The 19,917-nt window shown below is 73.0% G+C and carries 24 protein-coding genes and 1 pseudogene; 21 read left to right on the forward strand and 4 right to left on the reverse strand.

Going from position 1 to position 19,917, the window contains the following annotated elements; genetic code table 11:
• The first annotated feature begins 32 nt into the window (after window positions 1–32).
• Together ACIQWR_RS29335 and ACIQWR_RS29340 are read left to right on the forward strand one after the other, a co-directional pair.
• A complete protein-coding gene (locus ACIQWR_RS29335) occupies window positions 33–797 on the forward strand; it encodes an ABC transporter permease (RefSeq protein ID WP_404015628.1) in 765 nt (254 codons plus the stop codon).
• Window positions 798–831: 34 nt separating this feature from the next.
• Window positions 832–1,518 (forward strand): hypothetical protein, encoded by a 687-nt coding sequence (locus ACIQWR_RS29340; protein WP_404015549.1) that lies wholly within the window; start codon window positions 832–834, stop codon window positions 1,516–1,518.
• 19 nt (window positions 1,519–1,537) lie between these two features.
• Here ACIQWR_RS29340 and ybaK read toward each other — a convergent pair whose 3' ends face one another.
• The 3 genes from ybaK to ACIQWR_RS29355 form a co-directional block, all read right to left on the reverse strand.
• Window positions 1,538–2,041, reverse strand: a complete 504-nt coding sequence (ybaK, locus tag ACIQWR_RS29345; protein ID WP_404015551.1) for a Cys-tRNA(Pro) deacylase — start codon at window positions 2,039–2,041, stop codon at window positions 1,538–1,540.
• Between the two features lie 43 nt (window positions 2,042–2,084).
• Window positions 2,085–2,822 (reverse strand): LON peptidase substrate-binding domain-containing protein, encoded by a 738-nt coding sequence (locus ACIQWR_RS29350; RefSeq protein ID WP_385785601.1) that lies wholly within the window; start codon window positions 2,820–2,822, stop codon window positions 2,085–2,087.
• 128 nt (window positions 2,823–2,950) lie between these two features.
• Window positions 2,951–4,549, reverse strand: a complete 1,599-nt coding sequence (locus tag ACIQWR_RS29355; RefSeq protein ID WP_404015554.1) for an oxidoreductase — start codon at window positions 4,547–4,549, stop codon at window positions 2,951–2,953.
• A gap of 136 nt (window positions 4,550–4,685) precedes the next feature.
• Here ACIQWR_RS29355 and hisD point away from each other — a divergent pair, with 136 nt between their 5' ends.
• Genes hisD through ACIQWR_RS29405 form a run of 10 tightly spaced genes read left to right on the forward strand, consistent with a single transcriptional unit; the run spans window position 4,686 to window position 13,007 of the window.
• On the forward strand, window positions 4,686–6,044 hold the full coding sequence (gene hisD, locus ACIQWR_RS29360) for a histidinol dehydrogenase (RefSeq protein ID WP_404015557.1): 1,359 nt from the start codon (window positions 4,686–4,688) through the stop codon (window positions 6,042–6,044).
• Window positions 6,041–7,168, forward strand: coding sequence for a histidinol-phosphate transaminase (locus ACIQWR_RS29365; protein WP_404015560.1), 1,128 nt, complete (start codon window positions 6,041–6,043; stop codon window positions 7,166–7,168). Before hisD ends, ACIQWR_RS29365 begins: the two co-directional genes overlap by 4 nt.
• The gene (hisB, locus tag ACIQWR_RS29370; protein ID WP_404015563.1) at window positions 7,165–7,758 is read left to right on the forward strand and encodes an imidazoleglycerol-phosphate dehydratase HisB; all 594 of its coding nucleotides are present in this window, start codon (window positions 7,165–7,167) and stop codon (window positions 7,756–7,758) included. Before ACIQWR_RS29365 ends, hisB begins: the two co-directional genes overlap by 4 nt.
• Window positions 7,759–7,760: 2 nt before the next feature.
• Window positions 7,761–7,928: a hypothetical protein gene (locus ACIQWR_RS29375; protein WP_354383948.1), complete on the forward strand. Its 168-nt coding sequence runs from the start codon at window positions 7,761–7,763 to the stop codon at window positions 7,926–7,928.
• Window positions 7,925–8,611, forward strand: coding sequence for an imidazole glycerol phosphate synthase subunit HisH (gene hisH, locus ACIQWR_RS29380; RefSeq protein ID WP_404015566.1), 687 nt, complete (start codon window positions 7,925–7,927; stop codon window positions 8,609–8,611). Before ACIQWR_RS29375 ends, hisH begins: the two co-directional genes overlap by 4 nt.
• Window positions 8,611–9,366 (forward strand): bifunctional 1-(5-phosphoribosyl)-5-((5-phosphoribosylamino)methylideneamino)imidazole-4-carboxamide isomerase/phosphoribosylanthranilate isomerase PriA, encoded by a 756-nt coding sequence (gene priA / locus ACIQWR_RS29385; protein ID WP_404015569.1) that lies wholly within the window; start codon window positions 8,611–8,613, stop codon window positions 9,364–9,366. The genes hisH and priA overlap by 1 nt, the downstream gene beginning before the upstream one ends.
• Window positions 9,363–9,758: a RidA family protein gene (locus ACIQWR_RS29390; protein WP_399259343.1), complete on the forward strand. Its 396-nt coding sequence runs from the start codon at window positions 9,363–9,365 to the stop codon at window positions 9,756–9,758. Before priA ends, ACIQWR_RS29390 begins: the two co-directional genes overlap by 4 nt.
• Window positions 9,755–10,510 (forward strand): imidazole glycerol phosphate synthase subunit HisF, encoded by a 756-nt coding sequence (gene hisF / locus ACIQWR_RS29395; protein ID WP_404015572.1) that lies wholly within the window; start codon window positions 9,755–9,757, stop codon window positions 10,508–10,510. Before ACIQWR_RS29390 ends, hisF begins: the two co-directional genes overlap by 4 nt.
• Before the next feature lie 41 nt (window positions 10,511–10,551).
• Window positions 10,552–11,760 carry an MFS transporter gene (locus ACIQWR_RS29400; RefSeq protein ID WP_404015575.1) on the forward strand — a complete coding sequence of 403 codons (1,209 nt, stop codon included), beginning with the start codon at window positions 10,552–10,554 and terminating at the stop codon, window positions 11,758–11,760.
• 47 nt (window positions 11,761–11,807) lie between these two features.
• Window positions 11,808–13,007 carry a winged helix DNA-binding domain-containing protein gene (locus tag ACIQWR_RS29405; protein WP_404015578.1) on the forward strand — a complete coding sequence of 400 codons (1,200 nt, stop codon included), beginning with the start codon at window positions 11,808–11,810 and terminating at the stop codon, window positions 13,005–13,007.
• A gap of 9 nt (window positions 13,008–13,016) precedes the next feature.
• On the opposite strand, the gene ACIQWR_RS29410 is transcribed toward ACIQWR_RS29405, so the two are convergent.
• Window positions 13,017–13,649, reverse strand: a complete 633-nt coding sequence (locus tag ACIQWR_RS29410) for a TIGR03085 family metal-binding protein (protein ID WP_404015581.1) — start codon at window positions 13,647–13,649, stop codon at window positions 13,017–13,019.
• An 84-nt stretch (window positions 13,650–13,733) separates the two neighbouring features.
• On the opposite strand from ACIQWR_RS29410, the gene hisI reads away from it, so the two are divergent.
• From hisI to ACIQWR_RS29455, 9 genes and pseudogenes are all read left to right on the forward strand, one after another.
• Window positions 13,734–14,105, forward strand: a complete 372-nt coding sequence (gene hisI, locus ACIQWR_RS29415) for a phosphoribosyl-AMP cyclohydrolase (protein ID WP_404015583.1) — start codon at window positions 13,734–13,736, stop codon at window positions 14,103–14,105.
• A 15-nt stretch (window positions 14,106–14,120) separates the two neighbouring features.
• The gene (locus tag ACIQWR_RS29420) at window positions 14,121–15,611 is read left to right on the forward strand and encodes an anthranilate synthase component I (RefSeq protein WP_404015586.1); all 1,491 of its coding nucleotides are present in this window, start codon (window positions 14,121–14,123) and stop codon (window positions 15,609–15,611) included.
• 14 nt (window positions 15,612–15,625) lie between these two features.
• A complete protein-coding gene (locus tag ACIQWR_RS29425; protein ID WP_404015589.1) occupies window positions 15,626–16,297 on the forward strand; it encodes a TIGR02234 family membrane protein in 672 nt (223 codons plus the stop codon).
• A 129-nt stretch (window positions 16,298–16,426) separates the two neighbouring features.
• Window positions 16,427–16,684: an HGxxPAAW family protein gene (locus ACIQWR_RS29430; protein WP_399259335.1), complete on the forward strand. Its 258-nt coding sequence runs from the start codon at window positions 16,427–16,429 to the stop codon at window positions 16,682–16,684.
• 52 nt (window positions 16,685–16,736) lie between these two features.
• Window positions 16,737–17,219, forward strand: coding sequence for a DUF2752 domain-containing protein (locus tag ACIQWR_RS29435; RefSeq protein WP_404015592.1), 483 nt, complete (start codon window positions 16,737–16,739; stop codon window positions 17,217–17,219).
• A 148-nt stretch (window positions 17,220–17,367) separates the two neighbouring features.
• Window positions 17,368–18,177: an indole-3-glycerol phosphate synthase TrpC gene (trpC, locus tag ACIQWR_RS29440; RefSeq protein WP_330329924.1), complete on the forward strand. Its 810-nt coding sequence runs from the start codon at window positions 17,368–17,370 to the stop codon at window positions 18,175–18,177.
• A gap of 11 nt (window positions 18,178–18,188) precedes the next feature.
• On the forward strand, window positions 18,189–18,398 hold the full coding sequence (gene trpM, locus ACIQWR_RS29445) for a tryptophan biosynthesis modulator TrpM (RefSeq protein WP_404015595.1): 210 nt from the start codon (window positions 18,189–18,191) through the stop codon (window positions 18,396–18,398).
• A 119-nt stretch (window positions 18,399–18,517) separates the two neighbouring features.
• On the forward strand, window positions 18,518–19,765 hold the full coding sequence (trpB, locus tag ACIQWR_RS29450; RefSeq protein WP_404015597.1) for a tryptophan synthase subunit beta: 1,248 nt from the start codon (window positions 18,518–18,520) through the stop codon (window positions 19,763–19,765).
• Window positions 19,762–19,917, forward strand: a pseudogene (locus ACIQWR_RS29455) (tryptophan synthase subunit alpha); the annotation flags it as partial. The gene trpB and the pseudogene ACIQWR_RS29455, both read left to right, overlap by 4 nt.

Below are 19,917 nucleotides of genomic sequence, written 5' to 3' on the forward strand. Positions count from 1 at the left end.
GCACCGGGGCCGAGCCCCCCGAGCCCGACGGGGTGCCCGAGCCGCTGGCCCCCCGGGCCCGGTTCTTCCCTTCCCTGGCCGCCGTCTACCGGGCGCAGCTCTCCCGGGCCCGGGTCGCCCGGATCCCGCTGCTGTTCGTCGCGACCTTCCAGTCCGTCGGCATCATGATCCTGATGCGGGGCGTGGTGGACGGGGGCGGCGGCAGCGAGGCGCGGGCCGTGGTCGCCGGTTCGTCGGTCCTCGTGGTCGCCTTCGTCGCGCTGAACCTGCTGGCCCAGTACTTCGGCCAGCTGCGCGCCAGCGGCGGGCTCGACCACTACGCCACGCTGCCGGTGCCGCCCGCCTCGGTGGTGCTGGGCGCGGCCGCCGCGTACGCCTCCTTCACCCTGCCCGGGACCCTGGTCACCGCGGTGTTCGGGTGCGTGCTCTTCGGGCTGCCGATGGGCGGGCTGTGGATCCTCATCGCGGTGGTGCCGCTGGCCGGGGCCGCGCTGGCCGGGCTCGGCGCCGCGCTGGGGCTGCTGGCGCCGCGGCAGGAGCTGGCCACGCTGGCCGGACAGCTCGGCATGTCGGCGGCGCTGCTGCTGGGGGTGCTGCCGCCCGAGCGGATGCCGGACGTCGTCGTGTGGGCGCGGAACCTGCTGCCGTCGACCTACGGCGTGGAGGCCTTCGCCCGTACCTTCGCCCCGCACCCGGACTGGGCCGCGGTTGGCCTCGACCTCGGGGTGTGCGCGGCGGTCGGCGTCCTCTCGCTGTTCGTCGCGACCAAGGCCTACCGGCGGGCGGCGGTCCGCTGACGCCGGGCCGGGTTCCACCTGGCACGATGTGGGGGTGACCGAAGCCGTGACCCCGCAGCCGCCCCGAGACCCCTTCGAGGCCCCCGTGCTCGACGAGCGCGTGCTCGACCAGCCCGCAGCCACCGCCGCTCCGGCCGTGACCGCCGCCGAGGTCCGTGACGGCGCCGCCGTCGCCCTGCTCGTCGGAGTGGCCGGGGTGCTCCTCGGGCTGCTGTGGATGTGGCTCTCGCCCCGGCTCCAGTACGTCTCCAACGGGCAGGCGGTCTACCTCAAGAACACCGAGAGCGAGGCGCGGATCGGCTCGGACGGCACCTTCATGCTGCTGGCCGCGGGCCTGGGCGCGCTGAGCGCGGTCGCCACCTTCCTGTGGCGGCGTGCGGGGGGCGTGCCGCTGGCCGTCGGGCTGGGCCTGGGCTCCGTCTTCGCCTCGCTCGTGGGCTGGCGGCTGGGGCTGTGGCTCGGGCCCTCCAGCGACCTGGTCGCCCGGGCGAAGGCGGCGGGCGAGGGCGTGCCCTTCGACGCGCCGCTCCAGCTGCTGGCCTACGGGGTGCTGCTGGCGTGGCCGATGGCGGCCGTCGCGGTGCACCTGGGCCTGACGGCCCTGTTCACCCCCCGGGACCCGGTCGCCGCCGCGCCCTGGGTCGACACCTACCCCCCGGCACACGTCCACGCCCCGGCCGCCCCCGAGGACCAGGCCCCGAAGGCCGACCCGCGCCCCTGAGGCCGTACCCGCGCGGTGCCTAGCCCCGTGCGATCGGGGCGAGGACGGCGGACGTCAGGGTCGCGAGGGCGGTCGGGGGCAGCTCGACCTCCAGGCCGCGGCGGCCCGCCGACACGCAGATCGTGGCGTGCGCCGAGGCCGAGGCGTCCAGGACCGTGCGCAGCCGCTTGCGCTGCCCCAGCGGGGAGATGCCGCCGCGGACGTAGCCCGTGGTGCGCTCCGCCAGCACCGGGTCCGCCATCGCGGCCCGCTTGCCGCCGACGGCCGCCGCCAGGGCCTTGAGGTCCAGGCTCCCGGCGACCGGGACCACCGCCACCGTCAGCTCCCCGTCCACGTCCGCCACCAGCGTCTTGAAGACCCGGTCCGGGGAGACGCCCAGCGCCTGGGCCGCCTCCTCGCCGTACGACGCGTGCGCCGGGTCGTGCGCGTAGGCGTGCGTACGGAACTCCACGCCCGCCGCGGTCAGCGCCACCACGGCCGGGGTGGCGGAGCCGGAGCCGCCCTGCTTCGTCTTCTTCGCCATGTCGCCGTGCCGCTCCGCTCCGCCGTCGCTCGCCGTGCCGTCGTCAGTTCAGGTTCGTGGGAGTGCGGGTCAGGTCGATCATCGGCAGGGACGGGAGGTGGCGGATGACCGCCGTCTCCGACCGCAGCAGGGTCAGCTCCTCGGCGAGCCGCGTCGCCGTGTCCGGGGCCTGGAGCAGCCGCTGCTTGGACGGGATGTCCAGCACGGCGGCCGCCGCCACCAGGTACGACACCACCGAGGGGTCGTCCGGCAGCTCGGCGCCGGTCAGGGACCGCTCGCGGGCTCCGGCGAGCCGCTTCTGGTACGAGCGGAACGCCCGCAGCACCCCTTCCGCCAGCGCACCCGCGCTGTCGCCCGCGTCCTCGGGCAGCTCCTCCAGCTCGGCCACCAGGAAGGGGCCGCTCGCGTCCACGGACAGCAGCCGGACCCGGGAGGTCCCGGTGGCCAGCACTTCGAAGCTGCCGTCCTCGCGCTCGCGGATCGTCGCCGCGTCCGCGATGCAGCCCACCCGGTGGAAGGCCTGGATCGGGTCCGTGCCGAAGCCCGCGGCCGGGCCGCGTTCCGGCAGGGCCGTCTGGTCCGGCAGGCCGGGCGCGGTGGGCGCCACCTCGCGGCCGTCGCGGATCGCCACGACGGCGAAGCGGCGCGGTTCCTCCTCGCCCGTCTTCAGCAGGTCGCGCATCATGGCGCGATAACGCTCCTCGAAGATGTTCAGCGGGAGGACGAGTCCCGGGAACAGCACCGTATTGAGCGGGAAGAGGGGCAGGCGAACGGTGGTCACGAGGCTCAGGGTAGTGGCCGGGCGGCCACCCCCGTCACCTTGTCCGCCCACCGCGTAGCACCGGGTTCCCGCCGGGCGTGCGCCGGGATCCCGCCGCGCCGCCGCCGCGCCGCCCGCCGGCGCGGACGCTACCCGCGCCGCAGCAGCCGGGACGCTCCGGTCGCCACCGTGGTCGCCAGCACCCACCCCAGCAGCACCAGCACGGACGCGCCCCACTGCCAGCCGCCCTTGAGCAGCCACTGTCCCTGCTGTCCGAGGTCGATGACCGGGAGCAACAGGTCCAGGGCGTACAGCGCCGCGCTCCACTGAGGGTGCTCGTCCGCCTTGATCGGCTCCGGATCGTGCATCGAGAACAGCACCGCGCCCGCCGCCCACAGCACCGCCATCCACAGCGCGGCCCGCCCGGGCCGGTACCCGTAGGCCATCGTCCAGTCCTGCAGGTACCCCCACGCCTTCGCCGCGGGCGGCAGCGTCGCCCGGCGCCGGCGCATCTTGGCGAGCAGCACCTCCCGGGCGTCCGCGTCCTCACCGCTGGCCCGCAGCACGGCCGCCAGCCGCTCGTACGGCTCGGGGGAGTACTCGGCGGTGGACGCCTCCGCCCACGCCAGGCGGCGGGCGAGCGGGAAGTGGCCGCGGGGCGCGAGGTTCTCGTAGACGAACCCCTCCATCGACACCGCGCCCGGCGCGGCGGGCCAGCTGGTGGACTGGTCGACCAGCTTGACCACCTTCGCCCCCGACACCACCACCCGCCCCCGCTCCGGCTGCTCGCCCACGAACCGCAGCTCGGGGGTCTGGATCCGGCGCAGCGATATCTCCTGTTCCTGCGTGAGCACGAAGCGGGCGCCGTAGAAGTCCACCGCGTCCCCGAACCGCCCGTCGTCCAGCCGCAGTCCGCCCCGGCACTCGAAGCGCCGGGCGCGGCCGCCGCGCGTGGGCGTCTGGCCCCAGCCGTAGGGGGGAGTGGCGCCCGGGTCGCCGTTCCCGCTGGAGAGGGCGATCGAGGTCAGGTAGAGGGTCCGCTCGACGGTCAGGGTGGGCGCGTTCAGCGCGAGCCGCCCGTACGGATTGCTGAGCCTGGCCCCGCGCAGGCTCATCGACACCCCGATCTTGGCCCCGCGCAGGCTGACCTCCCCGTACGTCTTGATCAGGTCGGCCTGGAAGTCCTGCGCCACCGACATGCCGTCGGCGGCGATCGCCCGCCCGCGGTTGTCCCGCTGCACGACCAGCTCGCTGATCAGCAGGTCGGTGCCGATCTGCGCGTCGGTCAGCCGGATCCCGCGGGCCACCCGGCAGCGCAGCAGGTGCAGGTCACCCGTGGTGTGCAGGCGGGCCGCGTCGAGCCGGGGCACCGCGCAGTCGACCAGGCGCAGCGTGCCCAGCCGGGTCTCGGACAGCTGGACCTCGCTGTCGAAGCGGCAGGACTGGATCTCGACGTACGGGTCCACCGTGCCGCCGGACAGATCGAGCCGCCCGGCGATCCGCGCGCCCCGCAGCTTCAGCGACGACACCCGGCCCGGCACCGGCGGCGGCCCGTGGAGCAGCAGCAGCGCCACCACCCGTGCGCGCACGCTGCGCGCCGGCCCCCACACGTGGTCCCCGTGCGGATCGTCCTCGCCCGCGACCCGCGCGCTCAGGTCGCAGACGTTCCCGGTGCGAAAGGCGCTCCACATCCGTCGTTCCGGCTCCGTCAGGTCCTGCGGCTCCTCGCCCGGACGCGGCTCCGCCACGGCGGCCCCCCTTCAGCTGTCTTCCCCCGTCACCCCGTGTATCCGAAACGCTAGGGGACACCGGTGACGACCGGGGCGCGTATCAGCCAGTGATACGGACGAACGGTGGCGAGATGGCGTCTGAGAGAATTGGGAGGTGATCTCTCGTATCGACCTGCGCGGCGACTCCCTCCCCGAGGGGGGCGCCCTGCGCGATCTGCTGCCCCGTGCCGAGTTCGACGTAGCGGCCGCCCTGGACAAGGTGCGGCCCATCTGCGAGGACGTCCATCATCGTGGCACGGCGGCGCTGATCGAGTACGCGCAGAAGTTCGACGGGGTCGTGCTGGAGCGGATCCGGGTTCCCGAGGAGGCCATCAAGGCCGCCCTGGAGGGGCTGGATCCGGCCGTCCGCGCGGCCCTGGAGGAGTCGATCCGGCGCGCCCGGATCGTGCACGCACAGCAGCGCCGCACCGAGCACACCACCCAGGTCGTCCCCGGCGGCACCGTCACCGAGAAGTGGGTCCCGGTCGAGCGCGTGGGCCTCTACGCGCCCGGCGGCCGCTCGGTGTACCCGTCCTCCGTGGTCATGAACGTCGTCCCGGCGCAGGAGGCGGGCGTCGCGTCGATCGCGCTCGCGTCCCCGCCGCAGGCCGACTTCGACGGCCTGCCGCACCCGACGATCCTGGCCGCCTGCGCGCTGCTCGGCGTCGACGAGGTGTACGCGGCCGGTGGAGCCCAGGCCGTGGCGATGTTCGCGTACGGCACCTCGGGCCCGGACGGGTGCGCCCCGGCGAACATGGTGACCGGCCCCGGCAACATCTGGGTCGCCGCCGCCAAGCGCTACTTCACCGGCAAGATCGGCATCGACACCGAGGCCGGCCCCACCGAGATCGCGGTCCTCGCGGACTCCACGGCCGACCCCGTGCACGTCGCCGCCGACCTGATCAGCCAGGCCGAGCACGACCCGCTGGCCGCCGCCGTCCTCGTCACCGACTCCGTCGAACTGGCCGAGGCCGTCGAGCGCGAGCTGGCCCCGCAGGTCGCGGCGTCCAAGCACGTCGAGGACCGGATCAAGCCCGCCCTGGCGGGCCGCCAGTCCGCGATCGTCCTGGTCGACAGCCTGGAGGACGGCCTGAAGGTGGTCGACGCGTACGGCGCCGAACACCTGGAGGTCCAGACCGCCGACGCGGCCGCCTGGGCCGCCCGGGTCCGCAACGCGGGCGCGATCTTCGTCGGCCCGTGGTCCCCGGTCTCCCTCGGCGACTACTGTGCCGGCTCCAACCACGTCCTGCCCACCGGCGGCTGCGCCTGCCACTCCTCGGGCCTGTCCGTGCAGTCCTTCCTGCGCGGCATCCACATCGTGGACTACACCCGCGACGCCCTCGCCGAGGTCGCCCACCACGTGGTCACCCTCGCCGAGGCCGAGGACCTGCCCGCGCACGGCGCCGCCCTCAAGGCGCGTTTTGCCGAAGGCGAACTAGACCAGCACAGCGGGTGGAAGGTTCCCCAGCAGTGACCCGGCCCGTGAGCGCCGATCTCGGCATCGACGACCTCCCCATCCGCGACGAGCTCCGCGGCAAGACCCCCTACGGCGCGCCGCAGCTCGACGTACCCGTCCAGCTCAACACCAACGAGAACCCGTACCCCCTGCCCGAGGAGCTCGTCGCCCGCATCGCGGAGCGCGTCGCCGAGGCCGCCCGCACCCTCAACCGCTACCCCGACCGGGATGCGATCGAGCTGCGCACCGAGCTGGCCGCCTACCTCACCCGCACCGGCAAGCACCCGGTCGCGCGGGAGAACGTATGGGCCGCCAACGGCTCCAACGAGGTCCTCCAGCAGCTGCTCCAGACCTTCGGCGGACCCGGCCGCACCGCGATCGGCTTCGAGCCCTCGTACTCGATGCACGCCCTGATCGCCCGCGGCACCGGCACCGACTGGATCTCCGGTCCGCGCCGCGACGACTTCACTATCGACGTGGACGCGGCCGCCCGGGCGATCGCGGAGCACGCCCCGCACGTCGTCTTCATCACCTCGCCCAACAACCCGACGGGCACGGCGGTCGAGGCCGAGACGGTCCTGGCCCTCTACGAGGCCGCCCAGGCCGCCCGCCCGTCGCTGGTGATCCTGGACGAGGCGTACGTCGAGTTCAGCCACCGGGACTCGCTCCTGCCGCTGCTCGAAGGCCGCCCGAACCTGGTGGTCTCGCGGACCATGTCCAAGGCCTTCGGCGCCGCCGGACTGCGCCTGGGCTACCTCGCGGCGCACCCCGCCGTCGTGGACGCCGTACAGCTGGTGCGCCTGCCGTACCACCTCTCCGCCGTCACCCAGGCGACCGCACTGGCCGCCCTGGAATACACCGACACCCTGCTCGGCTACGTCGAGCAGCTCAAGGCCGAACGCGACCGGCTGGTCACCGAACTGCTCGCCATGGGCTACGAGGTCACCGCGTCCGACGCGAACTTCGTGCAGTTCGGGACGTTCGCGGACTCCCCCACCGCATGGCGGCAGATCCTCGACCAGGGCGTCCTGGTCAGGGACAACGGCGTACCAGGATGGCTGCGGGTCACCGCGGGCACCCCGGCCGAGAACGACGCGTTCCTGGAAGCGGTTCGCGCACTGAAGAAGGAGCAGCAGGCATGAGCCGCATCGGAAGAGTCGAACGGACCACCAAGGAGACCTCGGTCCTCGTCGAGATAGACCTCGACGGCACCGGCAAGGTCGACGTGTCCACCGGTGTGGGCTTCTACGACCACATGCTCGACCAGCTCGGCCGCCACGGCCTCTTCGACCTCACCGTCAAGACCGAGGGCGACCTGCACATCGACAGCCACCACACCATCGAGGACAGCGCGCTGGCGCTGGGCGCCGCCTTCAAGCAGGCCCTCGGCGACAAGGTCGGCATCTACCGCTTCGGCAACTGCACGGTCCCGCTGGACGAGTCCCTCGCCCAGGTCACCGTCGACCTGTCGGGCCGCCCCTACCTGGTGCACACCGAGCCCGAGAACATGGCGCCGATGATCGGGTCCTACGACACGACCATGACCCGGCACATCTTCGAGTCGTTCGTCGCGCAGGCGCAGATCGGCCTGCACGTCCACGTCCCGTACGGGCGCAACGCCCACCACATCGTGGAGTGCCAGTTCAAGGCCCTCGCCCGGGCCCTGCGCTACGCCGCCGAGTTCGACCCGCGCGCCGCGGGCATCCTTCCCTCCACGAAGGGCGCCCTCTAACCGTGAACGGCCTCAACACCATCCTGATCGTCCTCGGCCTCTTCCTGGCCGGCGGCGTCTACTCCTTCCAGAAGCAGAAGATGCCCAAGTCGGTCGTCATCCTGCTCGCCATCGGCTCCGCGATGTGTCTGGCCGCCGGAGTCCTGCGGATCCAAGGGATTTGGGAATGAGCGACGACACCCCCACCGGCACCGCCCGGCCCGCCCGGCCCACTCGTCCCACCAAGAAGGTCGTCGTCCTCGACTACGGCTTCGGCAACGTCCGCTCCGCCGAGCGGGCGCTCGCGCGCGTCGGCGCCGAGGTGGAGATCACCCGCGACTACGACAAGGCCATGGACGCCGACGGCCTGCTGGTGCCCGGCGTCGGCGCCTTCGAGGCCTGCATGCGCGGCCTCAAGGGGGTCCGCGGCGACTGGATCATCGGTCGCAGGCTCTCCGGCGGACGCCCGGTCATGGGCATCTGCGTCGGCATGCAGATCCTCTTCGAGCGCGGCATCGAGCACGGCGTGGAGACCGAGGGCCTCGACGAATGGCCCGGCACGGTCGAGCCGCTCAAGGCCCCGATCGTCCCCCACATGGGGTGGAACACCGTCGACGCGCCCGCCGACAGCCAGGCCTTCGCCGGCCTGGACGACGACGCGCGCTTCTACTTCGTGCACTCCTACGCGGTGCGCGAGTGGAGCCTCGAAGTCACCAACCCGCTGATCCGCGCCCCCAAGGTCAGCTGGGCCACGCACGGCGAGCCCTTCGTCGCGGCGGTGGAGAACGGCGCCCTGTGGGCCACCCAGTTCCACCCCGAGAAGTCCGGCGACGCCGGTGCCCAGCTCCTCACCAACTGGATCGAGACCCTCTGATGGCGAAGATCGCGAAGCCGGTGCACCCCGCCGGCACGCTCGAACTGCTCCCCGCGGTCGACGTCCGCGACGGCCAGGCGGTCCGCCTGGTGCACGGCGAGTCCGGCAGCGAGACCTCCTACGGCTCGCCGCTCCAGGCCGCCCTCTCCTGGCAGGCCTCCGGCGCCGAATGGCTGCACCTGGTCGACCTCGACGCCGCCTTCGGCACGGGCGACAACCGCGCCCTGGTCGCCGAGATCACCGGCGCCATGGACATCAAGGTCGAGCTCTCCGGCGGCATCCGCGACGACGCCACGCTCGCCGCGGCCCTCGCCACCGGCTGCACCCGGGTCAACCTCGGCACCGCCGCCCTGGAGACCCCGGACTGGGTCGCCAAGGTCATCGCCGAGCACGGCGACAAGATCGCGGTCGGGCTCGACGTGCGCGGCACGACCCTCAAGGGCCGCGGCTGGACCAGCGAGGGCGGCGACCTCTACGAGGCCCTCGCCCGCCTGGACTCCGAAGGCTGCGCCCGCTACGTCGTCACCGACATCGGCAAGGACGGCACCCTGACCGGCCCCAACCTGGAGCTGCTGGGCAACGTCTGCGCCGCCACCGACCGGCCCGTCGTCGCCTCCGGCGGCATCTCCTCGCTGGACGACCTGCGGGCGCTGGCCGCGCTGGTCCCGCAGGGCGTCGAGGGCGCGATCGTCGGCAAGGCCCTGTACGCGAAGGCGTTCACCCTCGAAGAGGCGCTGAAGGCGGTGGCCCTGTGAGCGAGGTGCGCAAGATCTCCTCCGGCGGTCCCTGGGAGGAAGCCGTCGGCTACTCCCGCGCCGTCGCCCTCCCCAACGGCCTGGTCCTGGTCTCCGGCTGCACCTCCGTGGTGGGCGGCCAGATCACCGCGGGCGGCCCGTACGAGCAGGCCATGAACTCCTTCAAGGTCGCGCTCGACGCGCTCGCCCAGGTGGGCCTGGGCGCCGAGCACGTCGTCCGCACCCGCATGTACCTGACGCACGCGCGGGACGTGGACGAGGTGGGCCGCGCCCACAAGGAGCTGTTCGACGCCGTCCGCCCCGCCGCCTCCCTGCTCATCGTGTCCGGCTTCATCGACCCCAGCCTGGTCGTCGAGGTCGAGGTCGAGGCCTACCGAGGAGACACCGCATGACCCTGGCCGTACGGGTGATCCCCTGCCTGGACGTGGACAACGGCCGGGTCGTCAAGGGCGTCAACTTCCAGAACCTGCGCGACGCCGGCGACCCCGTCGAGATGGCCAAGCTGTACGACGCCGAAGGCGCCGACGAGCTGACCTTCCTCGACATCACCGCCTCCTCCGGAAACCGCGAGACCACCTACGACGTGGTGCGCCGCACCGCCGAGCAGGTCTTCATCCCGCTCACCGTCGGCGGCGGCGTGCGCACCGCGGACGACGTGGACAAGCTGCTGCGCGCGGGCGCGGACAAGGTCGGCGTCAACACCGCCGCCATCGCCCGCCCCGAGCTGATCCAGGAGATCGCCGAGCGCTTCGGCCGCCAGGTCCTCGTCCTGTCCGTCGACGCGCGGCGCACCGCGGCCGGCACCTTCGAGGTCACCACCCACGGCGGCCGCCGGGGCACCGGTATCGACGCCGTCGAATGGGCCCACCGCGCCGCCGAACTCGGCGCCGGGGAAATCCTGTTGAACTCGATGGACGCCGACGGTACGAAGGACGGCTACGACACCGAGATGATCGCGGCCGTGCGTCAGCACGTCAGTGTCCCGGTGATCGCCTCGGGCGGCGCGGGCAAACTGTCCGACTTCGCCCCGGCGGTCGCGGCGGGCGCCGACGCGGTGCTCGCGGCCTCGGTGTTCCACTTCGGGGACCTGCGCATCGGCCAGGTCAAGGACGCGCTGCGGGGGGCCGGGCACCCGGTCCGCTGAGACGTCCGTCCGGCGAAGCGTCTGGGTCTGGGGGGACTCGCATGAACCGGAACGTCTGGCGCTGGCTCACGGCCTACGCCGCCTCGCTCGTCGGCGACGGGATCTACTTCCTCGCCCTCGGCTGGGCGGCGGCGCAGACCGCCGGGCCCGCGCAGGTCGGCCTGGTCATGGCGGCCGGGGCGGTGCCGCGCGCCCTGCTGATGCTGGGCGGGGGAGTGGTGGCCGACCGTTTCGGCCCCCGCCTGGTCGTCATCTCCTCCGACGCGGTGCGCTGCGCGGTGGTGCTCGCGCTGGCTGCGGTGGTCGCCCTCACCTCGCCCGGGCTGTGGGTGCTGGTCGTCGTCGCCCTGCTGTTCGGCGCCGTCGACGCGCTCTTCATGCCGGCCGTGGGGGCGCTGCCGCCGCGGATCGCCGGACCCGGGCGCCTCGTCCGGGTCCAGGGGCTGCGCAGCCTGGTCGAGCGCATGGGCAACACCGCGGGACCGCCGGTGGCCGGTCTGGCCATGGGGCTGGGCGGCCCCGCGGCCGCCTTCGCGGTGGCCGCGGCCCTCTTCGGGCTCTCCCTGGCCCTCCTGGTGGCGGTCCGCCTCGGCCCGCTGCCGACGGCGTCCGACGCGCCGGGGGAAGGGCGCCCGGAATCCCCCTGGCAGCAGCTGCGCTCGGGCCTGGCCTACATACGCCACCACGGTCTGATCGGCCCGCTGATCCTCTCCGGCACCCTCAGCCAGCTCGGTACGTCCGCCCCGCTCACCGTCGGCCTGCTGCTCCTGGCCGAGGAGCGCGGCTGGGGCGCGTCGGGGGTCGGCTGGGTCGTCGGGGCCTTCGGGGCCGGGGCGGCCTCCAGCGCCCTGCTGCTGACCCTGGTCCGCGGGGTGCCGCGGGCGGGGGCGGTGCAGAACCTCACCCTGATCGTCGGGTCGGCGGCCATCGGCGCCCTGGCCCTGGCGCCGAGCCTGCCGATCGCGGTGGCGCTCGCGGTGGCGGGGGGCCTGGTGTGCGGGATCTGCGGAGGGCTGGCCGTCGCCCTCATCCAGACGGCCACGGACCCCTCGTACCTCGGTCGGGTCAGCTCGGTGATGGCCTTCACCGCCGTCGGCCTGGCCCCGCTGGCCTACCCCGCCTTCGGCGTGGCCGTCGAGCTGTGGGGCATCGTCCCGGTGTTCCTCGCGGGCGGCGCGCTGAGCATGGCGGGCGCGGTCGTCGGCACCGCCGCACCCCTGGTCCGCCGGGCGGAACTCACCTTCGCCTAGGGGGATCTAGGACGGGATCCGTCCGCCACGCCCCTTAGCGTGGCGCCATGACCGCTACCCGGCCGAAGATCACCGACGAGCACCGCCGCGCCCTGCTCGCGACGCGCCACCTGCTGACGCCCGCGACCCGCGCCGCCACCCCCGAGCAGGTCGTCGACGCCGTGCTCGCGCTGCACGCCACCGATCCCGCCAGCGTGTACCTGAGCGCGGCCGCCCGCATGGCCACCCCCTCGGTGACGGAGCTGGAGCGGGCCCTGTACGCCGACCGGAGCCTGGCGCGGATGCTGTGCATGCGCCGCACCATGTTCGTCGTGCCCCGCGCCCTGGCCCCCGTCGTCGACGCCTCCACGGCCCGCGCCGTGGCCGCCCGCGAGCGCACCGGGCTGCTGAAGGTCCTGGCCGAGCAACTCGGGCACGACGCCGGCTGGCTGGCCCGGACCGAAGCCGCCGTGCTCGCCGCCCTCGCCGAACGCGGCGAGGCGTCCGCGACCCAACTCGCCGACGCGGTGCCCCGGTTGAAGGAGGTGATCGTGATGGCGCCGGGCAAGCCGTACGAGGCCAGGCCCCGCATCACCAGCCGGGTCCTGTCCGTGCTCGCCGCCGAGGGCCGCATCCGCCGCGGCCGCCCGCTCGGCAGCTGGGCCTCCTCGCAGTTCCGCTGGATGCCCGCCGAGCCCCACCCCGAACTCCCCGTCGACCTGGCCAGGGCCGAACTGGCCGCCGCCTACCTCGCCGCCTTCGGCCCCGCCACCACCGCGGACCTCAAGTGGTGGACCGGCTGGACGCTCACCGACACCCGCAAGGCGCTGGCCCGGATCGACACCGTCGACGTCGACCTGAGCTGCGGGCCGGCCCACGCCCTGCCCGCCCAGCTGGAGGCCCCCGCCGCCCCCGAACCGGCCGCCGCCCTGCTGCCCTCGCTCGACCCCACCGCCATGGGCTGGATCCAGCGCGACTGGTACCTGGACCCGGCCCACGTCCCGGAGCTCTTCGACAACAACGGCAACATCGGGCCCACCCTGTGGTGGGGCGGCCGGATCGTCGGCGGCTGGACGCAGCGCCCCGACGGCGAGATCGTCACCGAGCTCCTGACCGGATCCGACCCCGGTCGCGGAGCCCGCGGCGCCATCGCGGCGGAGAGCGCACGCCTGGCCGCCTTCTTCGGCGACCTGCGCGTGCGCCCCAGCATGCGCACCCCACTGGAGCGGCGGCTCTCGGCGGGACCGGGACCGGGACCGGGCGCCTGATCGCCGGGGCTACAGGCCCAGCTTCGCCGTGGTCAGTTTCGCCACCGCGTCCTTCTCGCCGTCCAGTTCGATCCGCGAAGCGGCCTGGCGGCCGAAGCAGAACAGGGTCAGCTCGCCGGGATCGCCGGTCACCGTGACCACCGGCGTGCCCTTGTGGGCCACCGCCGTCTGGCCGTTCGGACGGCGCAGCACCAGGCCCACCGGGGAGCGGCGACCCGTCAGGCGGGCCAGCTTCTCCAGGCGCGACCACAGCGAGTCCGAGAACACCGGGTCCAGCTCGCGGGGCGACCAGTCCGGCTGGGCCCGGCGCACGTCCTCCGCGTGGACGTAGAACTCCACCGCGTTCGCGGCCTCGTCGATCTGCTTCAGCGAGTACACCGACATCTTCGGCGGGCCGGTCCTGATCAGCTGGATGAGTTCCTCGTACGGCTTGGCCGTGTACTCGGCCATCGCCTTGTCCAGCCGGGCCTTCAGCACGTTCAGCAGGATCCCGCCCGCCGCGTCCGGCCGACGCTCCCGCACCACCACGTGCGCCGCCAGTTCCCGGGTCCGCCAGCCGTCGCACAGCGTCGGCGCCTCGGGCCCCGCCGACTCCAACAGGTCCGCCAGCAGCAGTCGTTCACGCTTCGCATGGGTAGACATGCGGGTCAGCCTACGGCCGGAACCGGCCCCGCGCCTGCTCATCAGGCGGACAGTCCTCTGTACCCGCCCGCCCCGCGCTGCACAATGGTCCCCATGAGTACGTCCTCCCTCGACCCCGCGATCGCCGCGCGCCTCAAGCGCTCCGCGGACGGTCTGCTGCCCGCCATCGCCCAGCAGTACGACACCGGTGAGGTGCTCATGCTCGGCTGGATGGACGACGAGGCCCTGCATCGCACCCTGACCACCGGCCGTTGCACGTACTGGTCCCGCAGCCGCCAGGAGTACTGGGTCAAGGGAGACACTTCCGGCCACTTCCAGCACGTGAAGTCCGTCGCCCTCGACTGCGACGCCGACACCGTGCTCGTCCGGGTCGACCAGGTCGGCGCGGCCTGCCACACCGGCACCCGCACCTGCTTCGACACCGACGTCCTCCTCCGCCCCGCCGATGCCGAATAGGTAAGGTCGCACGCCATGGATCTTGAAACGTTCCGCAAGCTCGCGGCCGACCGCCGGGTCATCCCCGTCAGCCGCCGCCTCCTCGCCGACGGGGACACCCCGGTCGGCCTCTACCGCAAGCTGGCCGCCGAGCGCCCGGGCACGTTCCTGCTGGAATCGGCCGAGAACGGCCGGTCCTGGTCGCGGTACTCCTTCGTCGGCGTCCGCAGCGACGCGACCCTGACGGTCCAGGGCGGCCAGGCGCACTGGATCGGCACCCCGCCCGTCGGCGTGCCCACCACCGGCGACCCCCTCGACGCGCTGCGCGCCACCGTCGAGGCCCTGCACACCCCGCGCGACCTCTCGGGCGGCCTGCCGCCCTTCACCGGCGGCATGGTCGGCTACCTCGGCTACGACATCGTGCGCCGGCTGGAGCGGATCGGCGAGCACACCCACGACGACCTCGAACTCCCCGAGCTGACGATGCTGCTCACCTCGGACATCGCGGTCCTCGACCACTGGGACGGCACGGTCCTGCTGATCGCCAACGCGATCAACCACAACGACCTCGACACGGGAGTCGACGAGGCGTACGCCGACGCCGTCGCCCGGCTCGACGCGATGGAGGCCGACCTCTCCCGCCCGGCGCCGTACACGCCCGCGCCGCTGCCGGCCTCCGAACTGCCCGCGTACTCGGCCCTGTGGGGCGGCGAGAAGTACCAGGCGGCCGTCGAGGACGTCAAGGAGCGCATCCGCGCGGGCGAGGCCTTCCAGGTCGTGCCCTCGCAGCGGTTCGAGACCCCCTGCACCGCCTCCGCCCTGGACGTCTACCGGGTGCTGCGCGCCACCAACCCGTCCCCGTACATGTACCTCTTCCGCTTCGAGAACGGCTTCGACGTCGTCGGCTCCAGCCCCGAGGCGCTGGTCAAGGTCGAGGACGGGCGGGCCATGGTCCACCCCATCGCCGGCACCCGGCACCGCGGGGCCACCCCGCAGGAGGACCACGACCTCGCCGAGGAACTGCTCGCGGACCCCAAGGAGCGCGCCGAGCACCTCATGCTCGTGGACCTCGGCCGCAACGACCTCGGTCGGGTCTGCGAACCCGGCAGCGTCGAGGTCGTCGACTTCATGAGCATCGAGAAGTACTCGCACGTCATGCACATCGTCTCCACCGTCACCGGCCGCGTCGCCGAGGGCCGGACCGCCTTCGACGTGCTGACCGCCTGCTTCCCGGCCGGCACCCTGTCCGGTGCGCCCAAGCCGCGCGCCATGCAGATCATCGAGGAGCTGGAGCCCTCCCGCCGCGGGCTCTACGGCGGCTGCGTCGGCTACCTCGACTTCGCCGGGGACGCCGACACGGCCATCGCCATCCGCACCGCACTGCTGCGCGACGGCACGGCGTACGTGCAGGCCGGAGCCGGGGTCGTGGCCGATTCCGTGCCCGAGCTGGAGGACGCGGAGTGCCGCAACAAGGCCGCCGCGGTGCTCCGCGCGGTCGGAGCGGCGAACCGCCTCCACTCCGCCTGAAGCGGTAGGGGATAGTGGGGTACGTGAGCGCCGTACCCCCACCCCGAACCGATCCCGCCGCCGACCCGGAAGCCGATGCGGCCGCCGCGCGCGGCGGCGGCAGCCGACGCAGCGTCGCCGCCGCCCTGCTGCTCGGCGCGCTCGGCGCCACCGTCGTCCTGCTGGCCTCGGGCCGGACCTGGGCGCGCGGCACCGCCGCCGCGGCCGGGGGCGACGCGCTGCCGCTGGCGGCCGACGGACGGGCGGTCACCGGGGTCCCCGCGGCCCTGGCCATCGTGGCCCTCGCGGCCCTGGTCGCCGTGTTCGCCGTACGCGGCCGCAGCCGCCTGCTGGTCTCCGGGCTGCTCGCGCTGAGCGGCCTCGGCGCGGTCCTCGCCGCGCTGGCGGGGGCGGGCGACCGGGCGGCGCTGGACGACGCGGCGGCCCGTACGACCGCGGACACCGCCGCCCACGCTGCCGCGCTCACCCACACGGCGTGGCCGTACGTGGCGGCGGCGGGCGCGTTCCTGATCCTGCTCGCCGGGCTGCTGGCCCTGCGCTTCGGCCGGAGCTGGCCCGCGATGGGCGGGCGCTACGAGCGCGACGGCACGCCCCGGCCGCGCAAGGCGCCGGTGGTGGACCCGGACCGGCCGGAGGACCTGTGGAAGGCGCTGGACCGCGGCGAGGACCCCACGAGCGGGCGCTGAGAGCCTGGTCACCCCCGGGCGCGAGGTGTGTCCCGGGTGCGGGACAATGAAGACAATGATGGCCGGGCGGTCGCACAGACGCGTTCGACGGAGCAACACCGAGCAACACAGACCAACGAGGAGCAACTCATGTCGGGCACTGACCACGGACACACCCCGGCCGCCTGGACCGGCGTCATCATCGCTTTCGTCGGTTTCTGCGTCTCCGGCGCGTTCATGGTGCTGGCGAACCTGACCGGCTTCATCGCCGGCCTGGTCATCGTGGCGCTCGGCGGCGTCGTCGGCATGGCGATGAAGGCGGCGGGCATGGGCGCGCCGAAGGCCGAGCACAAGGACCTCGCGACGGTCATCGCCGCCATGAAGGCCGCGAAGACCGCGAAGGTCTGATGTTCCGGAGCGGAATCGAAAGGCGCGGCCCCGTCGGGCTGCGCCTTTTGTCATGACCGACGAGAATCAGCGCGTGGACGCCTCACGCACCCCCCTGGCGACGCCCGGGCCGCCCGGCGCCGCGCCCGCCGCCCCCGGCCGGGCCCGCCGCCTCGCCGCCCCGGTGCTCACGCTGGCCGTGGCCGCCTCGGCCCTCGGCTACGTCGCCGCCGTGGACCCGTACGAACCGGGCCACTACCCGGTCTGCCCGCTGTTCCGGCTGACCGGGATCCTGTGCCCGGGCTGCGGCGGTCTGCGCAGCGCCCACGCGTTCGCCCACGGCGATCTGATCACCGCTCTCGGCGCGAATGCCATGGCCGTGATCGGCTACTTCGTCTTCGCCGGCTTCATGATCGTGTGGCTGATTCGCGCCTATCGCGGCGGGCCGACCCCGCGGCTGGCCCTCGCACCGCTGTACTGGTGGGGAATCGGCGCCATGGCGCTGATTTTCGCCGTTGTCCGAAACCTGCCCTTCGGGTCGGCGCTGGCCCCGTGAGGCCGTACGCAGCCCGGATTGAAGAGCAGATTCCGAATGTCCAGTCAATGGGACGCCGTCAATCGTGTGCAGAGGCGAGTGCCTCCTGCGGATACCATTTGATTGCTGACCTTGAACCAGTCGACCGACCCGGAAGGGGGCCGCTCGCGTGAGTGTGCTCGACGAGATCATCGAAGGGGTCCGCGCCGACCTTGCCGAAAGGCAGTCGCGCGTCAGCCTCGACGAGCTCAAGGAGCGTGCCGCCAAGGCGCCCCAGGCCAAGGACGGCGTCGCCGCCCTTCGTGGCGAAGGCGTCAAGGTGATCTGTGAGGTGAAGCGCTCCAGCCCGTCCAAGGGCGCGCTCGCCGCGATCGCAGACCCGGCAGGCCTGGCCGCCGATTACGAGGCGGGCGGCGCTGCCGTCATCTCCGTCCTGACCGAGGAGCGCCGCTTCGGCGGTTCCCTCGCGGACCTGGAAGCCGTACGAGCACGGGTGGACGTTCCCATCCTGCGCAAGGACTTCATCGTCACGGCGTACCAGCTGTGGGAGGCCCGCGCCTACGGCGCCGACCTCGTGCTGCTGATCGTCGCGGCCCTGGAGCAGGAGGCCCTCGTCTCCCTCATCGAGCGGGCCGAGTCCATCGGCCTCACCCCGCTCGTCGAGGTCCACGACGAGGAGGAGGCCGAGCGCGCGGTCGCCGCCGGCGCCAAGATCATCGGCGTCAATGCGCGCAACCTCAAGGACCTCAAGGTGGACCGCTCGACCTTCGAGCGGGTCGTCCCCGAGATCCCGGCCCACATCGTGAAGGTCGCCGAGTCCGGCATCCGCGGACCGCACGACCTCATCGCCTACGCGAACGAGGGCGCCGACGCCGTCCTCGTGGGCGAATCCCTGGTCACCGGCCGAGACCCGAAGGCCGCCGTGGCCGACCTGGTCGCCGCCGGCGCCCACCCCGCCCTGCGCCACGGGCGGAGCTGACCCAGACCGTGATGCCGTCCGCCCGCGCCGTCCGCACCCGACCCGGCCTCCACGGCCTGGTCGGCGTGCCGTCGGCCCACGCGCCCCTGGCGCGCGGCTGCCGCCCCCGCGGCTGCCGCGCCCCGGCCCGGCGCGTGCGCGGGCGCCGGGTCCGGTACGTGATCGGGTCGGAGCCCGGCCAGGTCAACGGCATGCGATGGCGTGGCGGAGCCGCGTCGTAGCCGTCCCGTGCCCTGATCCGCGCTCCGCTGCCGCTTTGGCCGTGGTGGAGCCGGACACGTACGGGACCCTCGGCGCAATACGGTGAATCCCACCCGATTGCTTCCGTAGGAGTACTGGCATGCCGTCCAGTGAGTTCTTCATTCCGGACCCCGAGGGTTCCGTCCCCAACGCCGAGGGCTATTTCGGTGATTTCGGTGGCAAGTTCATTCCGGAGGCGTTGGTCGCCGCGGTGGATGAGGTTGCGGCGGAGTATGAGAAGGCGAAGGTCGATCCGGCGTTCGCGGCCGAGCTGAACGACCTGCTCGTGAACTACACGGGCCGCCCCAGCGCCCTGACAGAGGTGCCGCGGTTCGCGGAGCACGCGGGTGGCGCGACGGTGTACCTCAAGCGTGAGGACTTGAACCACACGGGTTCGCACAAGATCAACAATGTGTTGGGTCAGGCGTTGCTGACCAAGCGCATGGGTAAGACGCGGGTGATCGCGGAGACCGGCGCGGGTCAGCACGGTGTGGCGACCGCCACGGCCTGTGCGTTGTTCGGTCTTGAGTGCACGATCTACATGGGTGAGATCGACACCGAGCGTCAGGCGTTGAACGTTGCCCGGATGCGGATGTTGGGCGCCGAGGTCATCGCGGTCAAGTCGGGTTCGCGGACGTTGAAGGACGCGATCAACGAGGCGTTCCGTGACTGGGTCGCGAACGTGGACCGCACGCACTATCTGTTCGGTACGGTCGCGGGTCCGCATCCCTTCCCGGCGATGGTGCGTGACTTCCATCGGGTGATCGGTGTGGAGGCGCGTCGCCAGATCCTGGAGCGCGAGGGTCGGCTGCCGGACGCGGTCGCGGCGTGTGTGGGTGGCGGTTCGAACGCGATCGGTCTCTTCCACGCGTTCATTCCGGACGCGGACGTGCGCCTGGTGGGCTTCGAGCCGGCGGGGCACGGGATCGAGACGGGTGAGCACGCGGCGACCCTGTCGGCTGGCGAGCCGGGGATCCTGCACGGTTCTCGCTCCTACGTTCTCCAGGACGAGGAGGGTCAGATCACCGAGCCGTATTCGATCTCGGCGGGTCTGGACTATCCGGGGATCGGTCCGGAGCACGCGTATTTGAAGGACGCGGGCCGGGGTGAGTACCGGGCGGTGACCGATGACGAGGCGATGCAGGCGCTGCGTCTGCTCTCCCGCACGGAGGGCATCATTCCGGCGATCGAGTCGGCGCATGCGTTGGCCGGGGCTCTGGAGTTGGGTAAGGAGCTGGGCAAGGACGGGTTGATCATCGTGAACCTGTCCGGTCGCGGTGACAAGGACATGGATACGGCGGCCCGCTACTTCGGCCTCTACGACGGCACCGAAGGAGCCACCAAGTGAGCGCGCACACGGGCAACGTCCAGCTGTTGAGCGACACCCTGGCGAAGGCCAAGTCGGAGAATCGTGCGGCGTTGGTGGCGTATCTCCCGGCGGGTTTCCCGACGGTGGACGGCGGGATCGCGGCGGTCAAGGCCGTCGTCGCGGGTGGCGCG

Origin of the sequence: Streptomyces sp. NPDC098789, from assembly GCF_044759975.1 — a bacterium.
Lineage (GTDB): Bacteria > Actinomycetota > Actinomycetes > Streptomycetales > Streptomycetaceae > Streptomyces.